The 20,463-nt window shown below is 42.5% G+C and carries 24 protein-coding genes; 16 read left to right on the top strand and 8 right to left on the bottom strand.

Annotated features, from left to right (window positions below; translation table 11 throughout):
• Positions 1–557: 557 nt before the first annotated feature.
• The 5 genes from NF543_RS09560 (at position 558) to NF543_RS09580 (ending at position 4,593) form a co-directional block, all read left to right on the top strand.
• The gene (locus NF543_RS09560; protein WP_257667903.1) at positions 558–1,712 is read left to right on the top strand and encodes a CARDB domain-containing protein; all 1,155 of its coding nucleotides are present in this window, start codon (positions 558–560) and stop codon (positions 1,710–1,712) included.
• Positions 1,713–1,738: 26 nt separating this feature from the next.
• Positions 1,739–2,263 carry a hypothetical protein gene (locus NF543_RS09565; RefSeq protein ID WP_257667904.1) on the top strand — a complete coding sequence of 175 codons (525 nt, stop codon included), beginning with the start codon at positions 1,739–1,741 and terminating at the stop codon, positions 2,261–2,263.
• A gap of 213 nt (positions 2,264–2,476) precedes the next feature.
• Entirely contained in the window at positions 2,477–2,974 is a 498-nt protein-coding gene (locus tag NF543_RS09570) for a hypothetical protein (protein WP_257667905.1), read from the top strand.
• Between the two features lie 141 nt (positions 2,975–3,115).
• Positions 3,116–3,274: a hypothetical protein gene (locus NF543_RS09575; protein WP_257667906.1), complete on the top strand. Its 159-nt coding sequence runs from the start codon at positions 3,116–3,118 to the stop codon at positions 3,272–3,274.
• 1,046 nt (positions 3,275–4,320) lie between these two features.
• Complete coding sequence (locus NF543_RS09580; protein WP_257667907.1) at positions 4,321–4,593, top strand: hypothetical protein; 273 nt, start codon at positions 4,321–4,323, stop codon at positions 4,591–4,593.
• A 132-nt stretch (positions 4,594–4,725) separates the two neighbouring features.
• Here NF543_RS09580 and NF543_RS09585 read toward each other — a convergent pair whose 3' ends face one another.
• Entirely contained in the window at positions 4,726–4,989 is a 264-nt protein-coding gene (locus NF543_RS09585) for a hypothetical protein (RefSeq protein WP_257667908.1), read from the bottom strand.
• Between the two features lie 310 nt (positions 4,990–5,299).
• On the opposite strand from NF543_RS09585, the gene NF543_RS09590 reads away from it, so the two are divergent.
• The 3 genes from NF543_RS09590 to NF543_RS09600 all read left to right on the top strand — a co-directional run bounded on the left by NF543_RS09590 (position 5,300) and on the right by NF543_RS09600 (position 8,634).
• Positions 5,300–6,673 carry a serine hydrolase domain-containing protein gene (locus NF543_RS09590; RefSeq protein ID WP_257667909.1) on the top strand — a complete coding sequence of 458 codons (1,374 nt, stop codon included), beginning with the start codon at positions 5,300–5,302 and terminating at the stop codon, positions 6,671–6,673.
• A gap of 531 nt (positions 6,674–7,204) precedes the next feature.
• Positions 7,205–8,065 (top strand): YciI family protein, encoded by an 861-nt coding sequence (locus NF543_RS09595; RefSeq protein WP_257667910.1) that lies wholly within the window; start codon positions 7,205–7,207, stop codon positions 8,063–8,065.
• Between the two features lie 14 nt (positions 8,066–8,079).
• A complete protein-coding gene (locus NF543_RS09600; protein WP_257667911.1) occupies positions 8,080–8,634 on the top strand; it encodes a DUF4287 domain-containing protein in 555 nt (184 codons plus the stop codon).
• An 89-nt stretch (positions 8,635–8,723) separates the two neighbouring features.
• On the opposite strand, the gene NF543_RS09605 is transcribed toward NF543_RS09600, so the two are convergent.
• A complete protein-coding gene (locus NF543_RS09605; protein ID WP_257667912.1) occupies positions 8,724–8,885 on the bottom strand; it encodes a hypothetical protein in 162 nt (53 codons plus the stop codon).
• Positions 8,886–9,203: 318 nt separating this feature from the next.
• Between NF543_RS09605 and NF543_RS09610 the strand changes: the two genes are divergently transcribed.
• From NF543_RS09610 to NF543_RS09640, 7 genes are all read left to right on the top strand, one after another.
• The gene (locus NF543_RS09610; protein ID WP_257667913.1) at positions 9,204–10,247 is read left to right on the top strand and encodes a sensor histidine kinase; all 1,044 of its coding nucleotides are present in this window, start codon (positions 9,204–9,206) and stop codon (positions 10,245–10,247) included.
• The gene (locus NF543_RS09615; protein WP_257667914.1) at positions 10,241–10,948 is read left to right on the top strand and encodes a LytR/AlgR family response regulator transcription factor; all 708 of its coding nucleotides are present in this window, start codon (positions 10,241–10,243) and stop codon (positions 10,946–10,948) included. The genes NF543_RS09610 and NF543_RS09615 overlap by 7 nt, the downstream gene beginning before the upstream one ends.
• Positions 10,949–10,958: 10 nt before the next feature.
• Positions 10,959–11,474: a hypothetical protein gene (locus NF543_RS09620; RefSeq protein ID WP_257667915.1), complete on the top strand. Its 516-nt coding sequence runs from the start codon at positions 10,959–10,961 to the stop codon at positions 11,472–11,474.
• Positions 11,471–12,001 carry a hypothetical protein gene (locus NF543_RS09625; protein ID WP_257667916.1) on the top strand — a complete coding sequence of 177 codons (531 nt, stop codon included), beginning with the start codon at positions 11,471–11,473 and terminating at the stop codon, positions 11,999–12,001. The genes NF543_RS09620 and NF543_RS09625 overlap by 4 nt, the downstream gene beginning before the upstream one ends.
• A 166-nt stretch (positions 12,002–12,167) precedes the next feature.
• Entirely contained in the window at positions 12,168–12,623 is a 456-nt protein-coding gene (locus NF543_RS09630; protein WP_257667917.1) for a hypothetical protein, read from the top strand.
• Positions 12,624–12,783: 160 nt separating this feature from the next.
• A complete protein-coding gene (locus tag NF543_RS09635) occupies positions 12,784–13,413 on the top strand; it encodes a dioxygenase family protein (RefSeq protein ID WP_257667918.1) in 630 nt (209 codons plus the stop codon).
• On the top strand, positions 13,406–14,041 hold the full coding sequence (locus NF543_RS09640) for a YceI family protein (protein ID WP_257667919.1): 636 nt from the start codon (positions 13,406–13,408) through the stop codon (positions 14,039–14,041). Before NF543_RS09635 ends, NF543_RS09640 begins: the two co-directional genes overlap by 8 nt.
• Positions 14,042–14,381: 340 nt before the next feature.
• On the opposite strand, the gene NF543_RS09645 is transcribed toward NF543_RS09640, so the two are convergent.
• From NF543_RS09645 to NF543_RS09655, 4 genes are all read right to left on the bottom strand, one after another.
• Positions 14,382–15,602 carry an alpha/beta hydrolase gene (locus NF543_RS09645; RefSeq protein WP_257667920.1) on the bottom strand — a complete coding sequence of 407 codons (1,221 nt, stop codon included), beginning with the start codon at positions 15,600–15,602 and terminating at the stop codon, positions 14,382–14,384.
• 726 nt (positions 15,603–16,328) lie between these two features.
• On the bottom strand, positions 16,329–16,583 hold the full coding sequence (locus NF543_RS25510) for a nuclear transport factor 2 family protein (RefSeq protein ID WP_373275001.1): 255 nt from the start codon (positions 16,581–16,583) through the stop codon (positions 16,329–16,331).
• On the bottom strand, positions 16,580–17,047 hold the full coding sequence (locus tag NF543_RS09650; protein ID WP_257667921.1) for a zinc-binding dehydrogenase: 468 nt from the start codon (positions 17,045–17,047) through the stop codon (positions 16,580–16,582). The genes NF543_RS25510 and NF543_RS09650 overlap by 4 nt, the downstream gene beginning before the upstream one ends.
• An 11-nt stretch (positions 17,048–17,058) precedes the next feature.
• The gene (locus tag NF543_RS09655; RefSeq protein ID WP_257667922.1) at positions 17,059–17,229 is read right to left on the bottom strand and encodes a hypothetical protein; all 171 of its coding nucleotides are present in this window, start codon (positions 17,227–17,229) and stop codon (positions 17,059–17,061) included.
• 35 nt (positions 17,230–17,264) lie between these two features.
• On the opposite strand from NF543_RS09655, the gene NF543_RS09660 reads away from it, so the two are divergent.
• A complete protein-coding gene (locus tag NF543_RS09660; protein ID WP_257667923.1) occupies positions 17,265–18,134 on the top strand; it encodes an Rpn family recombination-promoting nuclease/putative transposase in 870 nt (289 codons plus the stop codon).
• A gap of 244 nt (positions 18,135–18,378) precedes the next feature.
• On the opposite strand, the gene NF543_RS09665 is transcribed toward NF543_RS09660, so the two are convergent.
• Both NF543_RS09665 and NF543_RS09670 read right to left on the bottom strand, forming a co-directional pair.
• The gene (locus NF543_RS09665) at positions 18,379–19,392 is read right to left on the bottom strand and encodes a terpene synthase family protein (protein WP_257667924.1); all 1,014 of its coding nucleotides are present in this window, start codon (positions 19,390–19,392) and stop codon (positions 18,379–18,381) included.
• A gap of 6 nt (positions 19,393–19,398) precedes the next feature.
• On the bottom strand, positions 19,399–20,403 hold the full coding sequence (locus NF543_RS09670) for a terpene synthase family protein (RefSeq protein ID WP_257667925.1): 1,005 nt from the start codon (positions 20,401–20,403) through the stop codon (positions 19,399–19,401).
• Positions 20,404–20,463: the final 60 nt, after the last annotated feature.

Below are 20,463 nucleotides of genomic sequence, written 5' to 3' on the forward strand. Positions count from 1 at the left end.
GCGCCATCAATTTCAAAGCGGAGAATATCCTCGGTGCTGAGCGTCGAAGTATGTATGAGGCATATGGCGCTACTGACCAGTATTATCAGCTTCGCATACCGGGGCGCAGCTTTAGCATTGGGTATAGTTATAATTTCTAGTGTCTATCTTTGTATAAGATTATACTAGAACTTTAATGAACTGCTTGGTAGATAGAAATGCCAAGCAGTTTGTTTTTCAAGCAGTTTGTTTTTATTATGCATATTTATTTCCACCAAACCTTCTGTCTTATTCATCGAGCCTCTTGTTATATTGCGCATTTGAGAAATATTTGGACATGCATATCAGCGAGGCCTACAAGAAAGAATATCATGGGTATAAATTCATACAAATGGCGGGGGAGGGAGATGTGGCTGAGCAAGCTAGATGCCGTGTTATTTTAGTCGGTAACCCCTCCAAGTTTATACAAGTGAACTGATTATATTGTGCTTTATTTGTTCATTATTTATTAATAATCAGATAATAATGAAAGGATTAGCTTTGGTTAAAATTCATCTATTAACTAATTAGTATTTTCCATGAAAAATTATTATCTCTCTTTTCTGGCTATTGTATTTACAATACAATCAATGGCGCAAGTAACCCCAAAGTATCATTTAGTTCGTGCTCTATCGGAGGATGCAACCTCTGTAGCAAATTATTGTAATAATGGGGTGCTTCCAACAACTTTTCAACTAGATCTAAATATCTACCTTGAGACTAAACTTCCGGTTAATACGGTGTTTATAGCAGATTTACAAAGTTCCGGCTCTTATAGGAAGTATTATGTAGTGGTTGAGTCGGGAGATTCTCCGTCGAGTAATCCTATTGAAACCATTACCAATTTTGCAAATTCTTGTGAAATTGTAGATTTCTGTAATGTTCCATTAAAGACATACAAAGGCCATAGATTTTATTATTTAGGAAGCACTATTTCCGGAATAGAATCTAAGTATTGTCAATATCTTCAAAACCCTCCAAGTAGCGGTATTAAAGTTAATGTTTTTAACACTATACCTTTAAAGCAAAATAGCGTGTACTATTATGACGGCGGAGAGCAAGGTTTAAGCAAAGGATATTATTTCATTGGGTATGCTGGAACAACTCCAAACGGAGATGAAGATGACAATATACATAATGTTGCCCTTTTACATCCTATTAGTTTTAATGATTCAGATTATGATGGTGTTCCTAACATATGTGATAATTGTGCCACCCAAGCTGGTCCTCCTTCAAATGGCGGATGTCCGTTACCACCTGCGGAGTTATCGTTAGATCCAGTGACCACTCATGTTTCCAGTGATTGCAGTACTTGCCCTCAATATTTAAGTAGCTTGGGGAGTAGGAGATATGAGATTGTTCGTAATGGGGGTGGAATGATTATGCAAGCCCGCATCAGAAACACTGGTCAGCAGTCGTCAGGAAATTATAAAATAAAGGTTTATCTTTCATCAGATGCGACTTTAAGTAGTGGTGATTTTAACTTTTACTCTTCAACAGTCTCTGCTTCATCAATTAACGCGGGAACAGTTAAGATAGAAAATATTACTGTATATGGAAGTCAATTTGAATATAATCAGGCTTATGGAAATTATTATATCCTCATTGTGTTAGATGCGGATAATAATGTTACTGAGGCGAATGAAAATAATAATTTGACGGCCGTTCCTATTTTATTTAAACAGAATTTTTAATTTATTTAAAACTAAAAGAAGAAATTATGAAAAATAATATTGTTAAATATGCTTTTATGCTTGCATTTGCGACCATTGCAATGTATTCTTGCAATCAGGACGAGGGACTTAAAGTCAATGGCAATGAAGAGTTAGACGAAGAAGTTTTTAATCACAGCTTCGGTCAACAAATCTTGGGCGGTGATCAAATTTTAAGATTGCCTATTTCAGAGTTGAATGGTGATAGTTCATTTTTAATGGAAAAGGCAGTTTTAATTTATTACAGTTTTGAAGGTGACAGTGCTGGTAATTGGCGTTCGGCTTTAAAGGTGGATCCCAATAAAGATTATCGGTTACATTTTTCGTTTGGGCAGAGTTCTGATAGCGACGCCTATGAACTGAGCATCGAGGCCCTTGATACTAATTCCACTGAACGTTATGGGAGTTCATTGAACTTTCGTGATGTAAGGATTTTAGCTCCCATGCATTCGAAGCTTAGGCCACTTAACAAAGCAGATTTGGATTTTTCGGATTATCATGCAGTAACCGAATATTTCGGATTAGATGATTAGCGAGTTACTAGTGTCCCGCTATTTAAGTTACGATATACATTAAAATATAAGTGTCCGGTCCTTTATTTATTGCCGGACACTTTTTTTGGAGTAAAAGCATAACCAAAAGAAATATCCTGTACAAACATAAAGCCTAAATACCTTAGCCAAAACTAAACACGCCATTGTGTAGCAGAATCGCTGTCTAAGTCGTTATCCAAAAAACTGAAAATTATGAAAACGAGATTTTACTGGATACTGTTGTTTGTTTTTGCAACCGCTGACCTATCTTGTGACAAAGAAAAAGATCCCTTCACCGATCTTACCGCTGATAACCTGACCGAATGTGCATCTTGTGACTTCCTGTACCAAGAGTCGACGCGTCTGGACGGCTTACCAGGCAATGCGATAGTCTTTCGATACAGAGCGTATTGGGCATCTGCGGATGGTACCTCAGTAGGCCCGAATTACAGCGGGCTGTCTTTTGAAATTCCCAGTGATAAGACTTCATTCAGTTACGATAAAAGTGTGATTACTACAGAGAAAGTAGAGCATGTTACCATGTGTATAAATTGCGGCACGGTTAACTTAGAGCCGGTTGATGGATTCATCAAAGGAAAGAAAGAGAAAAACAATAAATGGTTGGTGGAGGCAGAGGTTGCCTTGGCGGCCCCATCCGGTGAGATTATTGATACGGTGGCATTTAAACAATATTTTACGCCTGATAAATAAAATAGTTGGATACTCCCCGTATATAGCCCCGATGCCTGGGCTTACCGGCCAATCATCGTATGGGAGGAAGTGTTTGCATTGAATTTAACAAGATGCATTGATGTACAACCATCAGAAGGAAGCTAAAAAAAAGAGTGGCTGTTGAACACGCTGAAGTTAATGGAGATAAATTTCCAAACGATAGAGAAACGTCAAACTCTTGAGGAATATAACCAAGATTTGGAAGCAGGCGACGCTGAAATCGAACGCAGCGAATACATCACAGCCACCGATCTAAAAGACGAAATCAAGAAATGGTAACCGTTTGGAGCAAGCGCGCCAAACGAGAATTAACCAAAACCTTCGAAAAATACCGCTACGGCATACGTGACAATTGCAGATTAAGTTTACGTAACATTACGTGAAAGGCATATACTTTTTCATAGACATGGTTTACGTTTTCACAGACACGATATGCTTCCTCACCGACATGGTATAAAGTCCTCGCTGATTCGGTATACTTGTCCGGCGGCATAACAAATCCGCGGCGTAAACCAATATCCAATCTGTAAAACACTTCTATTGATGCGTGGAGGGTGTTTTATTGGTTGCCGAATGAGGATTGTTCCGCGGGAAACATAAACCGGTTCCCACGGAATTGGTAAACTGCGACGCGCGCCCAGTCTATAACTACGCACACTCAGCCTGTCAGGACACACACCCAGCATGTCGTTGTCCGCGGTTAATATGTTGCTGTGCGTAGGCGGTTTTCTTAATATCGATACTTATTATCTTTTTGATTAACCTTGTTTTGGTGTGCATCTACCCAGCTTGCTATTGAGTGGGAATGGGGTGCTTTTCCGTGGCAATTATACAGTTTTGCTGTGGACAGGTAGTTGTCCATACCCAGATAGTATTCCATTGTGTCGATACTATTGTCGTTTTGAGAAATATAGTATTGTTTATTGGTAATTTTATTTTGTTTTTTTGTTTCCGTGGATTGTTTTGGGTCATACAATTAATGCTTTGAGGCGGCTAGATAAGGTTTCCCATCACCATGGTACCGTCCTCATCGGGAATCATGTTGGTTTTTATTGAAAATGTGTTGCTTTTTTGTGGAACAATATTTCCTATAAAGAATGTTACGTAGTATCCATTCGGAAGCATATACTTTTGGGATGCTAGCAGACGGGTAACCAATCGGAGCGTTGAGGGTCTGGATTCTTCTGAATGCTCTGGAAATCAACCGGAATGGGTTGCTCGAAAAACAATCCTGATCCCTATATTTGTGGGACACCGGTATCGACCTGCTGGATGGAGCCGATGGATTGACAAACAGTCGATACGCCAAACGATATCGTTAAGACATGAAATATCAACGCGCGAAGGCAGGGTTTTTCCGTTACGCGGACAGCGAATTGCTGGTCACGGTTGGACGGATCGTCCGGACCATGAAAGCATCCACTGTTTTCACGGATCCGAAACCTTCCCTGGAAGAGGTGGAGGTTGCGTATGCCGACTATCAACGGAAGGTGATTGACGCGGCTGGGGCGGGTGTATCTATTCTACAGCCAAGCATGAGATTCGCCACTGGACTGCTGTATGGCAAACTTGGGAATAAAAGCTTCTACGGGGGATAGGATAAAGAGCTACAAAGACGTTACAGCCGGGCATGGCTGTGTGGAGACCCGGATATGCCACACCACCGGTTCGCTGGGATTCCTCGACGGCAGCGAAATCCCTGGGTGTTTGAATTCATCTATCGCTATGGGTTAGTGCTGATATGCTCCCCGGTCTATTTTACCCCCGGTAATACGGGGATGCCCGGCAAAATTCACGGCGCCGTGAAGCGATTCCGCGAGGATGGCCCCAGTGGCAACGGCCGGTGAAGACGGGGACGTGTGGAATTTGGCGCTTCCCGCATTGCTGAATTCAGGATCCTGGCCGTGCAACGAAGCCAAATCTACCAGCGAAGCCGATTGCCATTCGGCAAACGTGGCCTGTCCGGCACCGGACCATATCAGGCTAAAAGTCAATGCCGGTGCAGGTTCATATTCTTATGTAAGCTGGATATGGACGGTCAGATCCGTGACGCCAGCCTGATCCAGGAGCTTCTCAGGATAACTTCCGGCCTGAACCTATAGTACCCCTTCGAACTATCTCTTTATAGATGGTAAACGCATGCAACCTTTTTATATTTAACTCGTCTTTTCAATAATATTAATGGCAACCTTATTGCTATTTTCGTATAATAAAAAAGACACGTTAGACCTGATTTAAATGAAAGCACTTCTCTTTGTTTGTTTTTTACTAATGCAGTTGGCAACCTTAGCCCAAACCTCAACAGTGGAAAGTTATAAATCGGTGAACGATTCCGTGATTGCCCGCTATAACTGCAACGATTTTGAAGGCATCTATGCGCTGGGAAATGAATGGTTCAGAATAAATATCGATAAGGATTATTGCATCAACCGTTTCAAGGAAAATAGAGCTGTCACCGGTAAGATTCTATCAACCAGGCTAACGGATGACCTTGGTATGGTGAAGCACTTTGAATGGATAGGAGAAAATAGGAATCTGAACTTTGAGCTGAGGGTGGAAGATGGCCGTCTGAAACTTTTTGATATCAGCAATTTTGTCCGGCAAACAACTGATCCCATTAGACCTGTGCAGACCGACAACCCACTAAAAACCCATTTGGATTCCATTGTACAAAAATATGCGTTCATCTACATGAGTGATACAAGGTCTGTCGGGCTTTCCATCGGTGTATATAAGGACGGAAAGAAACAAATATATCATTATGGTGAAGCAAGAAAGGACTCGGGTATTCTACCAAACGACAGCTCTATCTACCAGATTGGCTCGGTAGCCAAAACATTCGTTGGCACCTTGCTTGCCAAAGCAATCATTGATAAAAAGATGAGTCTCCGTGATGACATCCGCAAATACCTGAAAGGCAATTATCCCAACCTACAGTACAACGGGCATGCCATACAGTTGAAGGATTTAGCTAATCATACCGGTGGATTTAACCAGTTTAACCTGATTGATTTTCCCAAAGATTTTGACAAGTGGGACGCCCATAAACAGAATGAATTCTTTTATGCTTACCCAACATCTAACTATATCCAAAACTGGCATCAACTGAAATTAGATACCATACCGGGCACGAATTATTATTATTCTTTGGGAGGTATTATGCTCATAAGGATGGCGCTGGAAAATGTATACGGTAAACCTTTGGATGAACTGGTAAGAGGTTATTTTGGTAACACTTTCCAGATGCATGATACCAAACTCAATTTGGCGAACACAGAAATAGCGAACCTGGCGGCACCTCATAGCCAAGGGGGAGAACCCATGGAACCGATGTTAAGATCAACCGAATCCATATTTACAATAAAATCCACTCCTGCCGATATGCTAAAATATGTTGAAGCTAATGTACGGGAAGAAGAATTAGCAATTCTTCTGTCCCATAAACCGACTTATGGAGACGTTAGGTGGTTTTCGTTAGGACTTACCTGGATGATAACGGATACTTGGGACAAGGGACTCCGTATCTTCCATAGTGGGCACGATGCGGGCTACAACACTTTATGTGCCGTTTATCCACAATCTGACTTAGGCTTCGTATTTATGTCTAACGAGGATGGACGCCAGGGCTACTTATTTAATCTTGAAAAAAAGATCTTTCAAAATATAGAAAACAGATAGCTGAAATTTCTTCGCTAAACCAAAGCCCGGCGTACCTTCGTCCATTTCACTCGACATAGGGAACGACATCATTCTTGTCGAGGTCCGGGCATTTAATCAACGTCCATGAATGGTTACCTGCAAATCTGCATTATGGCGCGGCACGAAAGGAAGATTTTTTACGAGTAAACCCCTTGTGGGCTTGGTCTTGGCTACTTTGGGATTGTCCAGAAATTTGCTTTAAAAACGCCGGATGGCCTTACCTTACAGGACATTTCCGGGCACTGTTGCAGGATAAGACTTTGAAGTGGCAGGCAACTGGCTGCCGAGGCACGAGGCTGCCTGTTGCGAAAACTGGGCGCAGCGGCCGAACGGAACGAAGTGTAGCAAGGCGGCTAAGACCAATGAGATAGCATCACTTTCGGAAGATATCCTTATCTTTATCTTTAGGATGGAAACTTGGTAAGCGGGCCGATATCATGTAGGCTTAAAAGAGATTGCACATCTTGTGTTACGCAAATTGTCCATTGGGAAAGAACAAACATAAAGACAATGAAATACATCTTGGCATTTTTGATCCTGTTCCTGACCGGCATGGCTTCTGCCCAACCGGTTTTTCCTGACTTTCTACAAGGGACCTGGAAAATGGAAAACAAAGAAATCTACGAGCATTGGGACAAACTCAATGACAATACCCTGAAAGGATTTTCGTATAAGGTAAAGAACGGACAAATGCTGATTTCCGAATACCTGGACATTTCCGGAAACGAAAATGAAACCATCTATACAGCCACCGTCCTGAACCAAAATCAGGGGAAAGGGATAAATTTTAAGATGGCGAAAACAGACAGCACGTTTACTTTTGAAAATCCCGATCACGGCTTCCCGAAAAAGATAGTTTACCAAAAACTGACGGATATGGAGATTTTTGTGCAGGTATCCGGCGGAGAACAAAAAGGCTTTGCTTACAAAATGAAAAGGCAAGGTGTAAAGCCTGTTGAAAAGGACAGCACTGTTTCAAATCCGAAATACGATGTTGCCCTAGCTGAAAAATTAGGTGCGGACGATTATGGAATGAAAAGCTATATATTGGCCATTCTCAAAACAGGGACTAACCTAACGACGGACAAAACCTTTATCAACAATAGTTTCAAAGGACATCTCGACAATATAAACCGATTGGTAGAACAAGGACAGCTCATCGTTGCGGGACCGCTTGGCAAAAATGACAACGGCTATCGCGGCATTTTCATCCTTAACGTAACGACTTTTGGAGAAGCTGAAAAATTATTGCAAACCGACCCGGCCATCAAAGAAGGATTATTGGATGTTAGCCTTTACAATTGGTTCGGCCCGGCGGCATTGCCCGAATATTTGGAGTTTTCAGACAAAATCTGGAAGGTAAAACCTTAAAAAGCAGCATAAACATGGATAAAGCAACGCAAACAATGATTGAAAACCTGTTCAAAAACACAGGCAGAACATTGGAACAATGGATTGGCATCGTTAGAAAAGAAAATTTTGAAAAACACGGGGAAACCGTCAAATTTTTAAAAGAGCGACACGCGCTGACCCACGGCTTTGCCAACCTTATTGCGCATAAAGCCAGGGGGTCGGACGCAGGCTCTTCCGAAAACCAGGACGATTTAATCAGCAGGCAATATCAGGGTAAAGAACATTTCAAACCACTTTACGCCAAATTGATGACTGAAATTCAAAAGTTCGGAGAAGACATAGAAATAGCACCTAAAAATGCTTATGTGAGTTTAAGGCGTAAAAAGCAGTTTGCAACATTACAGCCGGCGACAAAGACCCGATTTGAAATCGGCATTAACCTGAAAGGACAGGAGCCAGAAGGAAAATTGGAAGCTATCAACTCGACAAACGCAATGTGTTCCCACAAAATCAACCTTGCGAACATCAGCGACATCGACAAGGAAGTAATCGATTGGATAAAGGCGGCTTACGATAATGCAGGCTGATGGAATCACTGCCACCAATAACCAGATCATTCATAGTAAAGCTGTTTTAGGTGATTTGATTATTGGTTGTCCATTCATTCTTTTGTGATTTATTTTATCCACCCCACCCCTCTCCGCCATGCATTGAATCCAGTATCGGTATGCAAATCGCCTTGGCCACTCCCAGCCCGGTATTCCGTGATGATAGCTTCGGGTTGCGGTATCATCCCGACTTCCGTACGCAGCTTGTTCACCTTGCTTTTATCTTCCACGGGATATAATATCCCATCGTCATAGTGGGTGCCCTTGCATTTTGCCCGATGGCATAGATACAGGCTAGCAGTAATAAAACAATTGAGTGTTTGACCATAAGGAAAATGCCTGAATGGTTACCGCGGACAAAAGAAACGGAATAAAGCGCCATTCCGAAAAAAGTATACTAACTACCTAGAAAGTAGAGGAACGCCCGTTTACGTCTGATTTTACTACATTATTGCAAATCATCCGTACATTTAATCTACTTTTTGTGTAGTTGCTCTACTAAATTTGCCGCTCTTGCATATAACCCCTTAATTTACAACATGCAGCATATGATCAGCTCAAATATTAGGAATGGCTTAGCAGTAAAACGCCCATGGATCTATCTTGCCTACTGGGTGCTTGTTACCCTTATCTTTCTATATGACCGCACCTATCTGATTGAAAAAGCCGGTTTACCAAATTTCTTCATCTGTTCCGCGGTCAGGGTTACGCTGCTCATAGCCCTTGCATGGCTTAATATACACTGGCTGATACCACGTTATCTTTTGCGGAGAAAATATGGTAATTATTTCGGGTTGGTTTTCCTCTTAATCATAGGGTATTTACTGATGCAGAGCCTTTACGACCATTATCTATTTGGATATGTATTAGGCCCAAACCGGAACGTCCATCTTTCCGCTTCGCTTATCTATAATTTTACCCATACCTCGCTTTACCTGCTGTTAACCGTTGCACTGAAATTCAGTATCGACTGGTACGAGCAGAAAAAGTTATTGCAGGAAGCAGAGGTCGGTAAATTGCAGGCCGAAGTTAATTACCTCCGCTCACAGGTAAACCCGCATTTTTTGTTCAATGCGCTGAACAACCTATATGCCCTGACCATCAAAAAATCGGATAAGGCTCCGGATATTGTATTAAAACTATCCGAGCTGATGGAATATATGTTATACGAAAGTAATGAAACCTTTGTGCCCATAGAGAAGGAAATTAAATATCTCAGCAATTATCTGGAACTGGAGAAAATCAGGCAAGGCAACCAGGCAGATATCCGGTTGACGGTCACGGGCAATTCGGGCAACTGCCGGATACCACCGTTTTTAATATTACCACTGGTAGAGAATGCTTTCAAGCATGGCATCAGCAAGGCAGTTCATCACGCATATCTGCACGTCAGTATTTGCATAGGAAGGGAGCTTGAAGTAAAGATAGAAAACAATAAACTCAATTTTCAGCAACCTGACCAAAACGGAGGCATTGGCCTTTTCAATCTGAAGAAAAGATTGGAGCTGTTGTATCCCGGCAGCCATGATCTGAAAATTATGGACCAGCCGGATTACTACCGGGTACTGTTAAAAATTGACCTGCCATGTTGACCTGCGCTATCATTGACGATGAACCGCTTGCCAGGGAGATACTGGCAGGTTATATGGAACAATTGCATTATATTAAACTTGTGGGCAGTTTCAACAATGCCTTTGATGCTAGGGAATTTTTAAAACATAATGCCGTTGATGCATTGTTCCTGGATATCGAAATGCCAGAGATGAGCGGCATCGATCTCCTAAAGTCGTTGCCCAATCCCCCGATCACGGTATTTACCACCGCTTTCCGTGACTATGCTTTTGAAGGATATGAATTGGGAGTGATTGATTTTTTATTGAAACCGATATCCCTTTCCCGATTCCTTATATCGCTTGAGAAAATCAAAGACTTTCTTTCATTAAAAACGGATGATACCGATTTTGAAATTAGCAGCGATGAACCGGAATTTATTTTTGTTAAAAGCGGTGTACAGCGGATAAAGCTACTGTTTGGCGATGTTACCCATATACAGGGATTAAAGGATTATGCGATTATCCATACCGCAAAGGATAAAATTGTCATCAAAGGATCTGTCAAATCCATGCAGGAGCTCTTTCCGGAAAGCCAGTTTATACGGGTGCATAAATCATTTATTGTCTCCAGGGATAAAATCAGGCGGATGGAGAAAAACAGGATCATCATTGGCGACCACCAGATTCCAATAGGCAGAAACTATAAGGAGGAAATGGAAAGAAAAATTTCTAATACTTAAAACCAATCTTATGGAACGGGGAATGCAGCTATTTTTTGTAGCCATATTCGGCGCATTTTTAATGGCGATAAACGTTTATTGCCAAACAGCCTTTACAGGTAGTTCAACTGACTCCGTAATTTTCGTGGCGAGTACGCCCTGCAGTGCAGGAACACGGCCCCTGCCCGGTATCCCTGCAAAAGCGGCATGTGAGTTGATAAAATGGGAACTCAAGCTCTTCGGAGGCTCGGAGGCGCAACAATCCGGAACCTATATGCTGGATTGCGACTTTGGTGAGCCTAAGCAGGGCACCAAGGAACTGATGCATGGAGGAACACATCTCCATAGGGACGGGAAATGGATGATCGTGAATGGTACCGAAACCGATCCATCCGCAATCATCTATCAACTGGACCCTGATAAACCAGGGGAATCGGTTTCGTTTCTACGCTTAAATGAAAATCTCATCCACTTGCTGGATAATGAACAGCAATTGATGATAGGAAATGGCGGATGGAGTTACACGCTTAATCGAATAAAAAGATGAAACAGCTTATTTATATCCTATCGGCTTGTTTAGGTATGTGGCTACCCCTACATACCCATGGCCAAACGAAGGCATCAGACAACAAGATTTCAGAAAGTATTACCTTTTCCGAAAAACCAAAAGGTCTATCTGTATACGGAATATTTGAAGGGCGCACCCCAAGTGGCGAAATCAGCACGGAATGGAAAGTTCGTTTATCCCCCGCGGATGATCGCCTGAAATGGCAGATCATTCTGTTCAGGGATTCCCTGACCTTTAAGCCGACCACTTTTATATTGGAAGTCGGAATGTCACAGCGCCAAACGCAGAAAGGGACATGGAAAATTATCCAGGGCACAAAAACCAATCGAGTGGCCGTGGTCTACAAACTTGACGTCGGACCGGATGGCAAGCCGATCTATCTTTTGAAAGGCGATGAAAATGTTCTTTTTATCCTGGATGAAAACCTTGAATTCCGGACAGGCAATCAGCATTTCAGTTTTACGCTCAACAGAGTCCATAAGGTGCTGCGTTTGTCTAATCGGTAGTTAGGGCTAATTACAGAAAAACAACCGTTGCGATCATCCGAAACAAAAAACGGCTATTGGTCTACTACTTTGGTTGTTGGTCTACTATTTTTCTACTTCATTTACTTTTCGTTTAATATTGCTACCGGAGACTTATCAATTATTTTTTTATTTAATAGTTTATGTTATGCAACGCACAATATTCAAACAGGCATTTGCGCAACTATTTACACTTGTTACGCTATGCTTCATTGCAGTTGGTTTCACGACAGGGATAGGATTGGACAGTTACGAGATTTATCTTAACAACAAGCTCATCCTGAAACAGTCGGTGAACCAGCCCCTGAGTTTAAGAAAACTGCAACTGGGCAAGACAAATGACAATGACCAGCTACGCATTTATTACAAACATTGCACCGTAAAAGGGTCTGGTACGGACAGGAGCATTATCCTAAAAGATGAGAAGGGAAATATCTTGAAGAAATGGGAATTTGCCAATACTACCGGATCCAATACGGATATGGTGATATCAGCAAAAGAGCTGTCACAGTTAAAAAAGGACAATGTCCATCGTGATCTCAGCCTTCATTATACAGCACAGGAGCTTCCAAAAGGTGAAATGCTGGCATTCCTTTCGCCCTGAAATAAATGGTTTATGAAATTTGTTAGTCATGAGAACGAAAAATTTTCAGGGTTCATTGCTTTTACCACTACCGGCAGGCCCAATAATAATTTTTCCGATACTTAACAGTCATGTACTTAAATGTGTCGATGATTATAACCCCATTTAAAATTTTGTAAAAATGACAATATGTACATTGATCCTGGCACTTGTTTTATCATACACATCCTGCTATTCGCAGGACAGGAAACGGGGGAAAGCCAGCAGGGTTGGCGGACCCTGCGAGGGCTGTGAGGCCATTTACGAATATGGCGGGCGGCGTCTGGCCGCAATCGATACCCTCCCCGGATTCCGGGAAAACGAACCGAAAATCAAGGTAACGGGAACCGTTTTCAGGAAAGACGGAAAGACGCCCGCGGAAAACGTCATCGTATATATCTACCATACCGACAGGCAGGGGATCTATCCGACAAGGGGAAATGAAACAGGGTGGGATAAGCGCCACGGGTTCATCCGTGGTTGGATAACCACAGGCAAAGACGGGAAATATACCTTTTATACATTCAGGCCCGCGGCATATCCCAGCGGCGTGGAACCCGAGCATATCCACATATTGGTAAAGGAACCCGACAGGAATGAATATTACCTGGACGAATACGTATTTGACGATGACCCCCTGCTGAATGGCAAGGAACGGAAAATGCTTGAAAACCGCGGTGGTTCGGGAATAGTCAGACCCATTGCTGAAAAGGGGATGCTGACCGTAAAACGCGATATCATTTTGGGCCTGAACATCCCGGACTATGAATAGCCTGCCCCTTGCGATACCGGTGTGCCTGATCGTGCTGTTTTCCTGCACCGGCAAATACCGCTCTGATGTGCAAGAGGCCACCGTAGGCGAGGTTTCTGTTTCGACCGGCAGCCAGAATGGTGATACGTTGAAAATCGATCTGGACGCATCGAGCATCAGATGGAAGGGTACAAAGCTGCGTGCGACGAGAAAGCACGAGGGAACCGTCCGGCTCCGGCAAGCCTATTTATTGGCCAAAGGTAGACGGATAACCGGTGGGAACATGGTGGCAGACATGCAGACCCTCAGGGCTATGGACATCCCCGCACATGAAACCGAAGCTGAGCGGAACCTGAACGAACATCTCAGGGGTAGTGATTTTTTTGATGTGGAAAGGTATCCGGAAGCCGGATTTCGGATCATGGGAGTAACATACCGGGCAGGCAGCAGCCTGGACATCACAGGAAACCTGACGATCAAAGGCGTAACCAAAAGCATTGCGTTCGGTGCATCGGATAGGGACAGTATCTTTTCGGCAACATTCAGATTTGACCGTTTCCTGTGGGGTATTACCTATGAAGGCAACCTTGCCGAAAGAACGTTGATTGACCGTGATATTGAATTGACAGTCGAGCTTAAAATTGAATAAACGCACGTTCTACCGTTATGATACGGATGAGTCTTTCCGCACATTACGGTCATACTGGCTTTGATGAATTTGTCCATACGCCTTTTCTTATTTTTTCAGGTAAGCACATGGCACGTTTTTGGGGACATACCCAATCCCATAGGCATGTCCCAGCAACGTTGTGACGACTTTTGAAATCGTCACTTCATCCCAGGCATTTCGGGTAAAAGGCCCATAGTTCTTAAGCTATCAGCTTTCGGCAGCTAGCCTCTGCTTTATTTCCGTTAAAAAGTCCTTGTTCCATATTCCCTTAATCCATCACCAGATATTATAAAGTTGCCTATATCCAAACCCGGATCTTTTATTTCCCATAAAACTGGATCAAAATATCATCTAAACTTTGATCCCACATGGCCCCAGTATGGCCACTATTCACTTCCTTATAGACATGATCTATTTGATATTCTTCCAAACGATCATGGAACTGACGGCCTCCGTCAAGAAATTTGCTTTTTTCCTCTGGAAACTCCAGATCATAGGTGCCCACCTCGGTATAAATATTTTTCAAGGGGTACTTATCCTTTTTCGTTAAATAGACATCCAAAGCTTCATTAGCAAGTTTATTCATCAAAAGGGGATAGCTTCCAGTACCGCCACCTTGCGAGGATACATTCCCAAAAAAATCAGGATGACGAAAAGCGGTAACAATAGCACTGTGCCCGCCGGCTGATGCACCTATAATTCCCCGTTTATCGGGAGAACTGCTTACCCGAAAATTTTCTTCTACAAATGGGATCATCTCTTCAACAATCATCTTAGCATAGTCCGCACTTTGAGAGATGTACTCGTTCGACCTATCTTCGAATGCAACAAATACGACTACGATAGGCTCAATTTTTTCATCATAGATCAGGTTGTCCACCACATTGATAAAAGGCCTGAGATACATGGCCCACATGCCATCGTGCACGTATAATACAGGATATTCCTTATCTTTTGTATAATTATATGGCGTATAAACCCATATCAACCGGTCAGAAAACAAGGGGGTATCCGTTTTGAATACCCACCTGCTGGTGATACCTTTTTCAATATCATGGCGCGTATCTATGTATGGCGACCGTACAAAACCGGGCATTGAAAAGATATTACGATCACCATAGTCAAAACTTTGCGTTACCTGAGGGTTGTTTAAATCCATCACCTTTTTTCCATCAGCAATGAAACGGTACTCAAGTATCGCGTCTGAGGGAATCGTATAAGATATATGAAAGAAATCCCGGTTACCACAATCTATCCTGTTCAATGTTTCGGGGGTTGTCCATGACTTTTGCAGATCTCCCTCGATTTCTAACTTTTCAGCGTCCCCGTACCAGACAAAGTGAACGTTTTGCTTCCCCTCAATAATTGGCGTTGATTTTATTTCTGATAAGTACCGGTCAACCAGCAGCGATCTTTCAGCGACAGGCCTCTCCTCCAGCTTTTGTATGAAAGCTTCAAAAGGTTGATTTTCCTGCTCCTGTGCCCTACAAGGGAAGAGGACGCCAATTAGGGCAATAAGCACGTATATTTTCTTTCTCATATTCGTTTTCTTTAGGTTATAAAGATCTTTTCCGTAGCTTGATGTCCGCAAGCCAGCTTAATCGATCGTTCCTGCCAACTAGCTGGCGGATCACAGCTGGTAGCTACTCATCCCTTAAACTCTCCACCGGATTGACCACCGCAGCCTTAATGGCTTGGAAGCTCACGCTCCTTGCTTCTTACTCCTTGTTACCGTTTTTGCGGCCTAAACAACTATATCGAAAGGCCTTCCATATACCATCCGATATCCGTCAACTTTACCGATCGCGATAAAGTCAACAATGGCGATGATCTTTAATTTTTGCCATAATACTTTCGGTTACAGCGTGTTTTCCCTGAAAACCCGTATCAATAAAATTGCCAAACCCCATAAATGCGCCTGTGGGCCTTATTTTATGCATTTTCTATTTCATGGGACTGTCCGTTTCCGAACACTTGAATTCAAGTGTTCGGAAACGGACAGTTGATAGCAGGATATTACTATCTGAAGAATATGTAGGCCGGCACCTTAATTTGGTGATTTGATTGGTCTTAACCTGTGTATTTTATACAAAAAATCGGGAGTTGATCGTAAGCTGGTGAGCCCGTTACTTTGGTGCAGTCATTTGGGGGAATACCTGGTCTTTACTTTTGTATTGAACGTATCGCCCCCCAAATGCTGCATGAATAATGTGGTATCTTTAAAACGGGCTTCCAATGCGCTTTATTGTTTTCCCAAGGTCTTTTATCATCGTTTCCCTGATAGAAAAATACGGTTGCATTGCGGGCACCAACATCTTTTCAGTGATAGGAAAAGGGAGATAAAGGAGTCAACCAGTTCGGAAGGATTATTAAAAGAAGCAATGGTTTCTCCCTCTGTATTTTTAAATTCAGTGCGTGCATCCTCCGCTAAAACTTCATGTAATGATTCCCATTGCTTGGTATCCACATACCTGCAATATGCAGACATTATTCCCTGGATTATCTGAGTTGTGTCCGTCATAATGTTTCATTTACCTGTATAGCAATTTTCCCTTGCGTATGTACTTTTCCAATTTCAATGTGTGCTTCGGGTATGGCTTCAAAAGGAAAAACTTTGGAAACGTGTGGAATTAGTTTACCCTTTTTTAAAAGTCTGGCCACAAACTTCATATCCCCGCCACTATATTGGATGGCATTGTAAAAAGCGTTTACGCCTAACCGTTTGGCTTTGGTTGCTTCTTCCGGTGTAACACCTGACCATAAACTAATCAGGTTGCCACCTCGTTTTACGACTTCCATACTACGCAGAATGTGTCCGTCCGCTTTTACCGCTTCAACTACCAAATCTACATTTTGTACAACGTCTTCAAAACGCTGTGTTTTATAGTCCACGAATTCGTCCGCTCCTAAATTCAGTACGAAATCCTTTTTGGAAGCGGAGGCCAATGCAATAACATAAGCACCGTAATATTTGGCAAACTGCACCGCAAAATGCCCTACACCGCCACCGCAGCCGTTACAAATACACGGTCGCCTTTTTCGATGCCGACTTTATGAATGGGTTGCAAAGCGGTAAGCGCCGCCAAAGTGGAAACTGCGGCCTGTTCGTGTGTTATATTTTTAGGTGCCGGCGTATTGGTGGTGCAGTAATAAAACACTAAATACATTAGCTTTTAAGGGCTAGATATTTTATATTTGCTTCATGACCGAATCAAAACAGCCTACCATTGGGAAATTTATAGACCCACTAACGGACTGGGGTTTCCGCCATTTATTCGGGCAGGAGCCCAATAAGGAGATACTAAAGGAGTTTCTCAATGATTTGTTTCAGGGCGAAAAGCACATTGCCGACCTTGAATATGCACCCAACGAACATGACGGCGACAACGAAACGGACAAGCGCGTCATTTTCGATTTGCATTGCCGTGGGGATAATGGCGAGTATTTTGTCGTGGAGATGCAGCGCATACGTCAGGATTTTTTCAAAGACAGGGCGCTGTTCTATGTATCCCGGCTGATCCATCGACTGTTGAAAAAGGGGAGGGAGTCAAACGATTACCGGCTGCCCGAGGTCTATCTGATCGGCATCCTGGAGTTCAGCATAGATGCCAACGAAGATCAGCGGTATCTCCATGATATCGCATTAATGGAAAAGAATACCGGTAAATTATTCTATGATAAGTTGGGGTTTAAATTCTTGGAATTGTGTAACTTTGTGAAAAAGGGTGATGATTTGCTTGCAGACATGGACAAGTGGATGTACCTGCTGAAACACATGAGCACCTTGGATAAGGTTCCGACATTTTTGGATAAACGGGTTTTTCAGCTTATTTTCAAGATATCGGAAGTTGCAAAATTAAGAAAGGAGGAACGTATGGCATACGAAGCAAGTTTAAAGGCCAAGTGGGATACGCAGAATGCGTTTGACTCGGTCAAAAGGGAGACAAGCGAGCAGTTTGTGAAGAACCTAATTGGCAAATTTGGTTTTACGGATGAACAGGCTGCCGATGCCGCCGAAGTATCCATCGACTTCGTACGAAAAATCCGTTCGGCTTTGCAAAAGAAAAAATAGGTCTATATCTCAAAGCCGCCCAAGGTCGAAGATCTGCTTAAAACGCTTCCCAAAGAAGAGACCGCTCAATAAATGCGAATGCACTTTACTTTTCTTTAATTTTGATTTTTTACAGTGGTTTTTTCGGCATGAAGTCTTGAGCCTCTGCCCATTCACCAGCTTGTCGAAACGGTGTTTTACTGGAGCGCGTTTGTATGAATTTATGGTTACCGCGATTACGAAAATCGGTTGCCTGCCATTGATGTCAGGAATGATTGACAGTCTGCTCACGTGCTGGCCAGGGAAAACCTGATCCGTCAGAAGCATAGCGTGTGTTTTGATAATAAAAAGAATTCAACCCCTGTAACATGACACCTAAACCAAAAATGAATTGCTCAACCTGTTTATGGTGTAGTCCAAAATCAGGAAGGTCTGCCCGTAAGGCATCAAATTCGGCTAGATCTGCGTCATTTATCTTCATGGCTTCTGTCAGAGCATCTTTAAGCGAAAGATTACATTTCCGCTGTAAAACAATGATTAAATTCATGGTTTCTGAATTCATCCTCAATTCTTTCATTAAGCTATGGAAGTCATTTTGCCATCCTACCAACCTTGATACCAAAACCCGTAGGCGCTGTATCACAGGGTGTTCATCAATATCTTTTGGTAACACTGAATTAAATTCTACATCCACCATATACAAGTAGGGTATGCAGAGTACAGAATATTCCCGGAGTATCTGAAAATAGGCAAGCGATGGTACTGTCCCCGAATTCTTATAAGGCATTTCTTCGGCGGCACCGTACTTGGTTACGCGATGAAATCCTTCTATAAATCCTTCTATAAATCGTTCCAGCCATTCGTCTGGCATTACAGCACGGTATTCATTCCGGATAATCGCTGCCTGCCGAAACAATCCATGTTCCTCCGGAGTGGGCTGTGCCCCCTTAAATATAGTAACCAGACGTTCCCCGTATCGGCATACTTCTTCTTTTGTCAGAAATTCCAAGCTATCATCAAATGCAGTTTGAAAAAGTACAAATCGACTACAAGGCGTTACCCCTTCGTAGCTGGCATAAGGATACATGCGTCCTATGCAGTAATGCAGATTCATCCTTTTGTATTTCTTCCTGTGCTCTTCCGATAAATAGGTATAATCCGTATCGATCCAAAGCGCCTGATCTTCACCCATTTGTTCAATATGCGGATTCACATCGTTTGGCCAGGCATAGTGGCCAAATGGCAGGTAGTCCTGTGGGTTAAATTGTTCTGGTGTCATCTTGTTTTATAGTTTAAAAAGTCCTGTCTCCACCTCAGGCCAGGCAAAGCCTGATCCGCCGGGTAAATAACGCATGGTATCCTGAATATAAAAAGTATTAATCCCTTGTATCATAAGTCCAAGGTGATAGATATAGTTATCGACTTGCTCTTGATAAATACCAAATCCGCGAAATTCATCGTTCAAAGCAATAAATTCTGTCAGGTCTTCATTGTGGATGCGTAATCCTTCGATGCATGCTTCTGCTAATGAAATATGATGTTCCTGTTGCAATACCAGGATAAGGTTAAATACCTCTGTTTTTTTTGCTAGTTCTTTTGGAAGAGAATGAAAATCATTTTGCCAGGCAATAACTCTCACCATCAATGCTCTCAGGCGTTGTAGAATCGAATGTTCTGCAATGTGTTTTGGTAAAACAAAACCTGTTTGAATTTCTGCCCAACACAAATAAGGATACATGTTTACGGAATACTCTCGGATGGCTTTAAAAAGTGCAAGCGAAGGTGGACGGGTAGCTTTTTTATAAGGGGTTTCCACTTCTATCCCATACCTGGTGGTACGATAAAAGTCTTCTGTAAACCGTTCCATCCACTCTGCAGGCATAAAAACGAGGTATTCATCTCTCAGAAGTGCCGCATGACGGTATAGGCCATTTTCGCCTGGAGCTAGGTTGTCTCCTTTTAGTATTGCTGTAAAGCGTTCCCGTTGATGTTCAATTTCTTCAAGAGGGGCATGTTCCAATTGGTCGTCCATCGCAACATGGAAAAGCATAAATCTATTGCAAGGCATTGCTTGTTCATAACTTGCTTGTGGAACCATCCTGGCAGTGCAAGCATGTAGTCTCATTTTTTTATATTTCTCACGTTGCTTTTCTGTTAGAAAAGTGTAGTCATTATCAATCCAAGCATCCATATCCTTTCCCATTTGATCTACATGAGGGTTAATCAGGTTTGGCCAAGGATAACAGTTCAGAGGCAGGTAATCACTTGGATTATATTCTTCCGGTTTCATATTTATGTGAAGTTTGATTGAAAATAGAAATGTTTTGTTCCTACGTCATTGTTCTCCTTT

Origin of the sequence: Parapedobacter tibetensis, from assembly GCF_024704835.1 — a bacterium.
GTDB lineage: Bacteria > Bacteroidota > Bacteroidia > Sphingobacteriales > Sphingobacteriaceae > Parapedobacter > Parapedobacter tibetensis.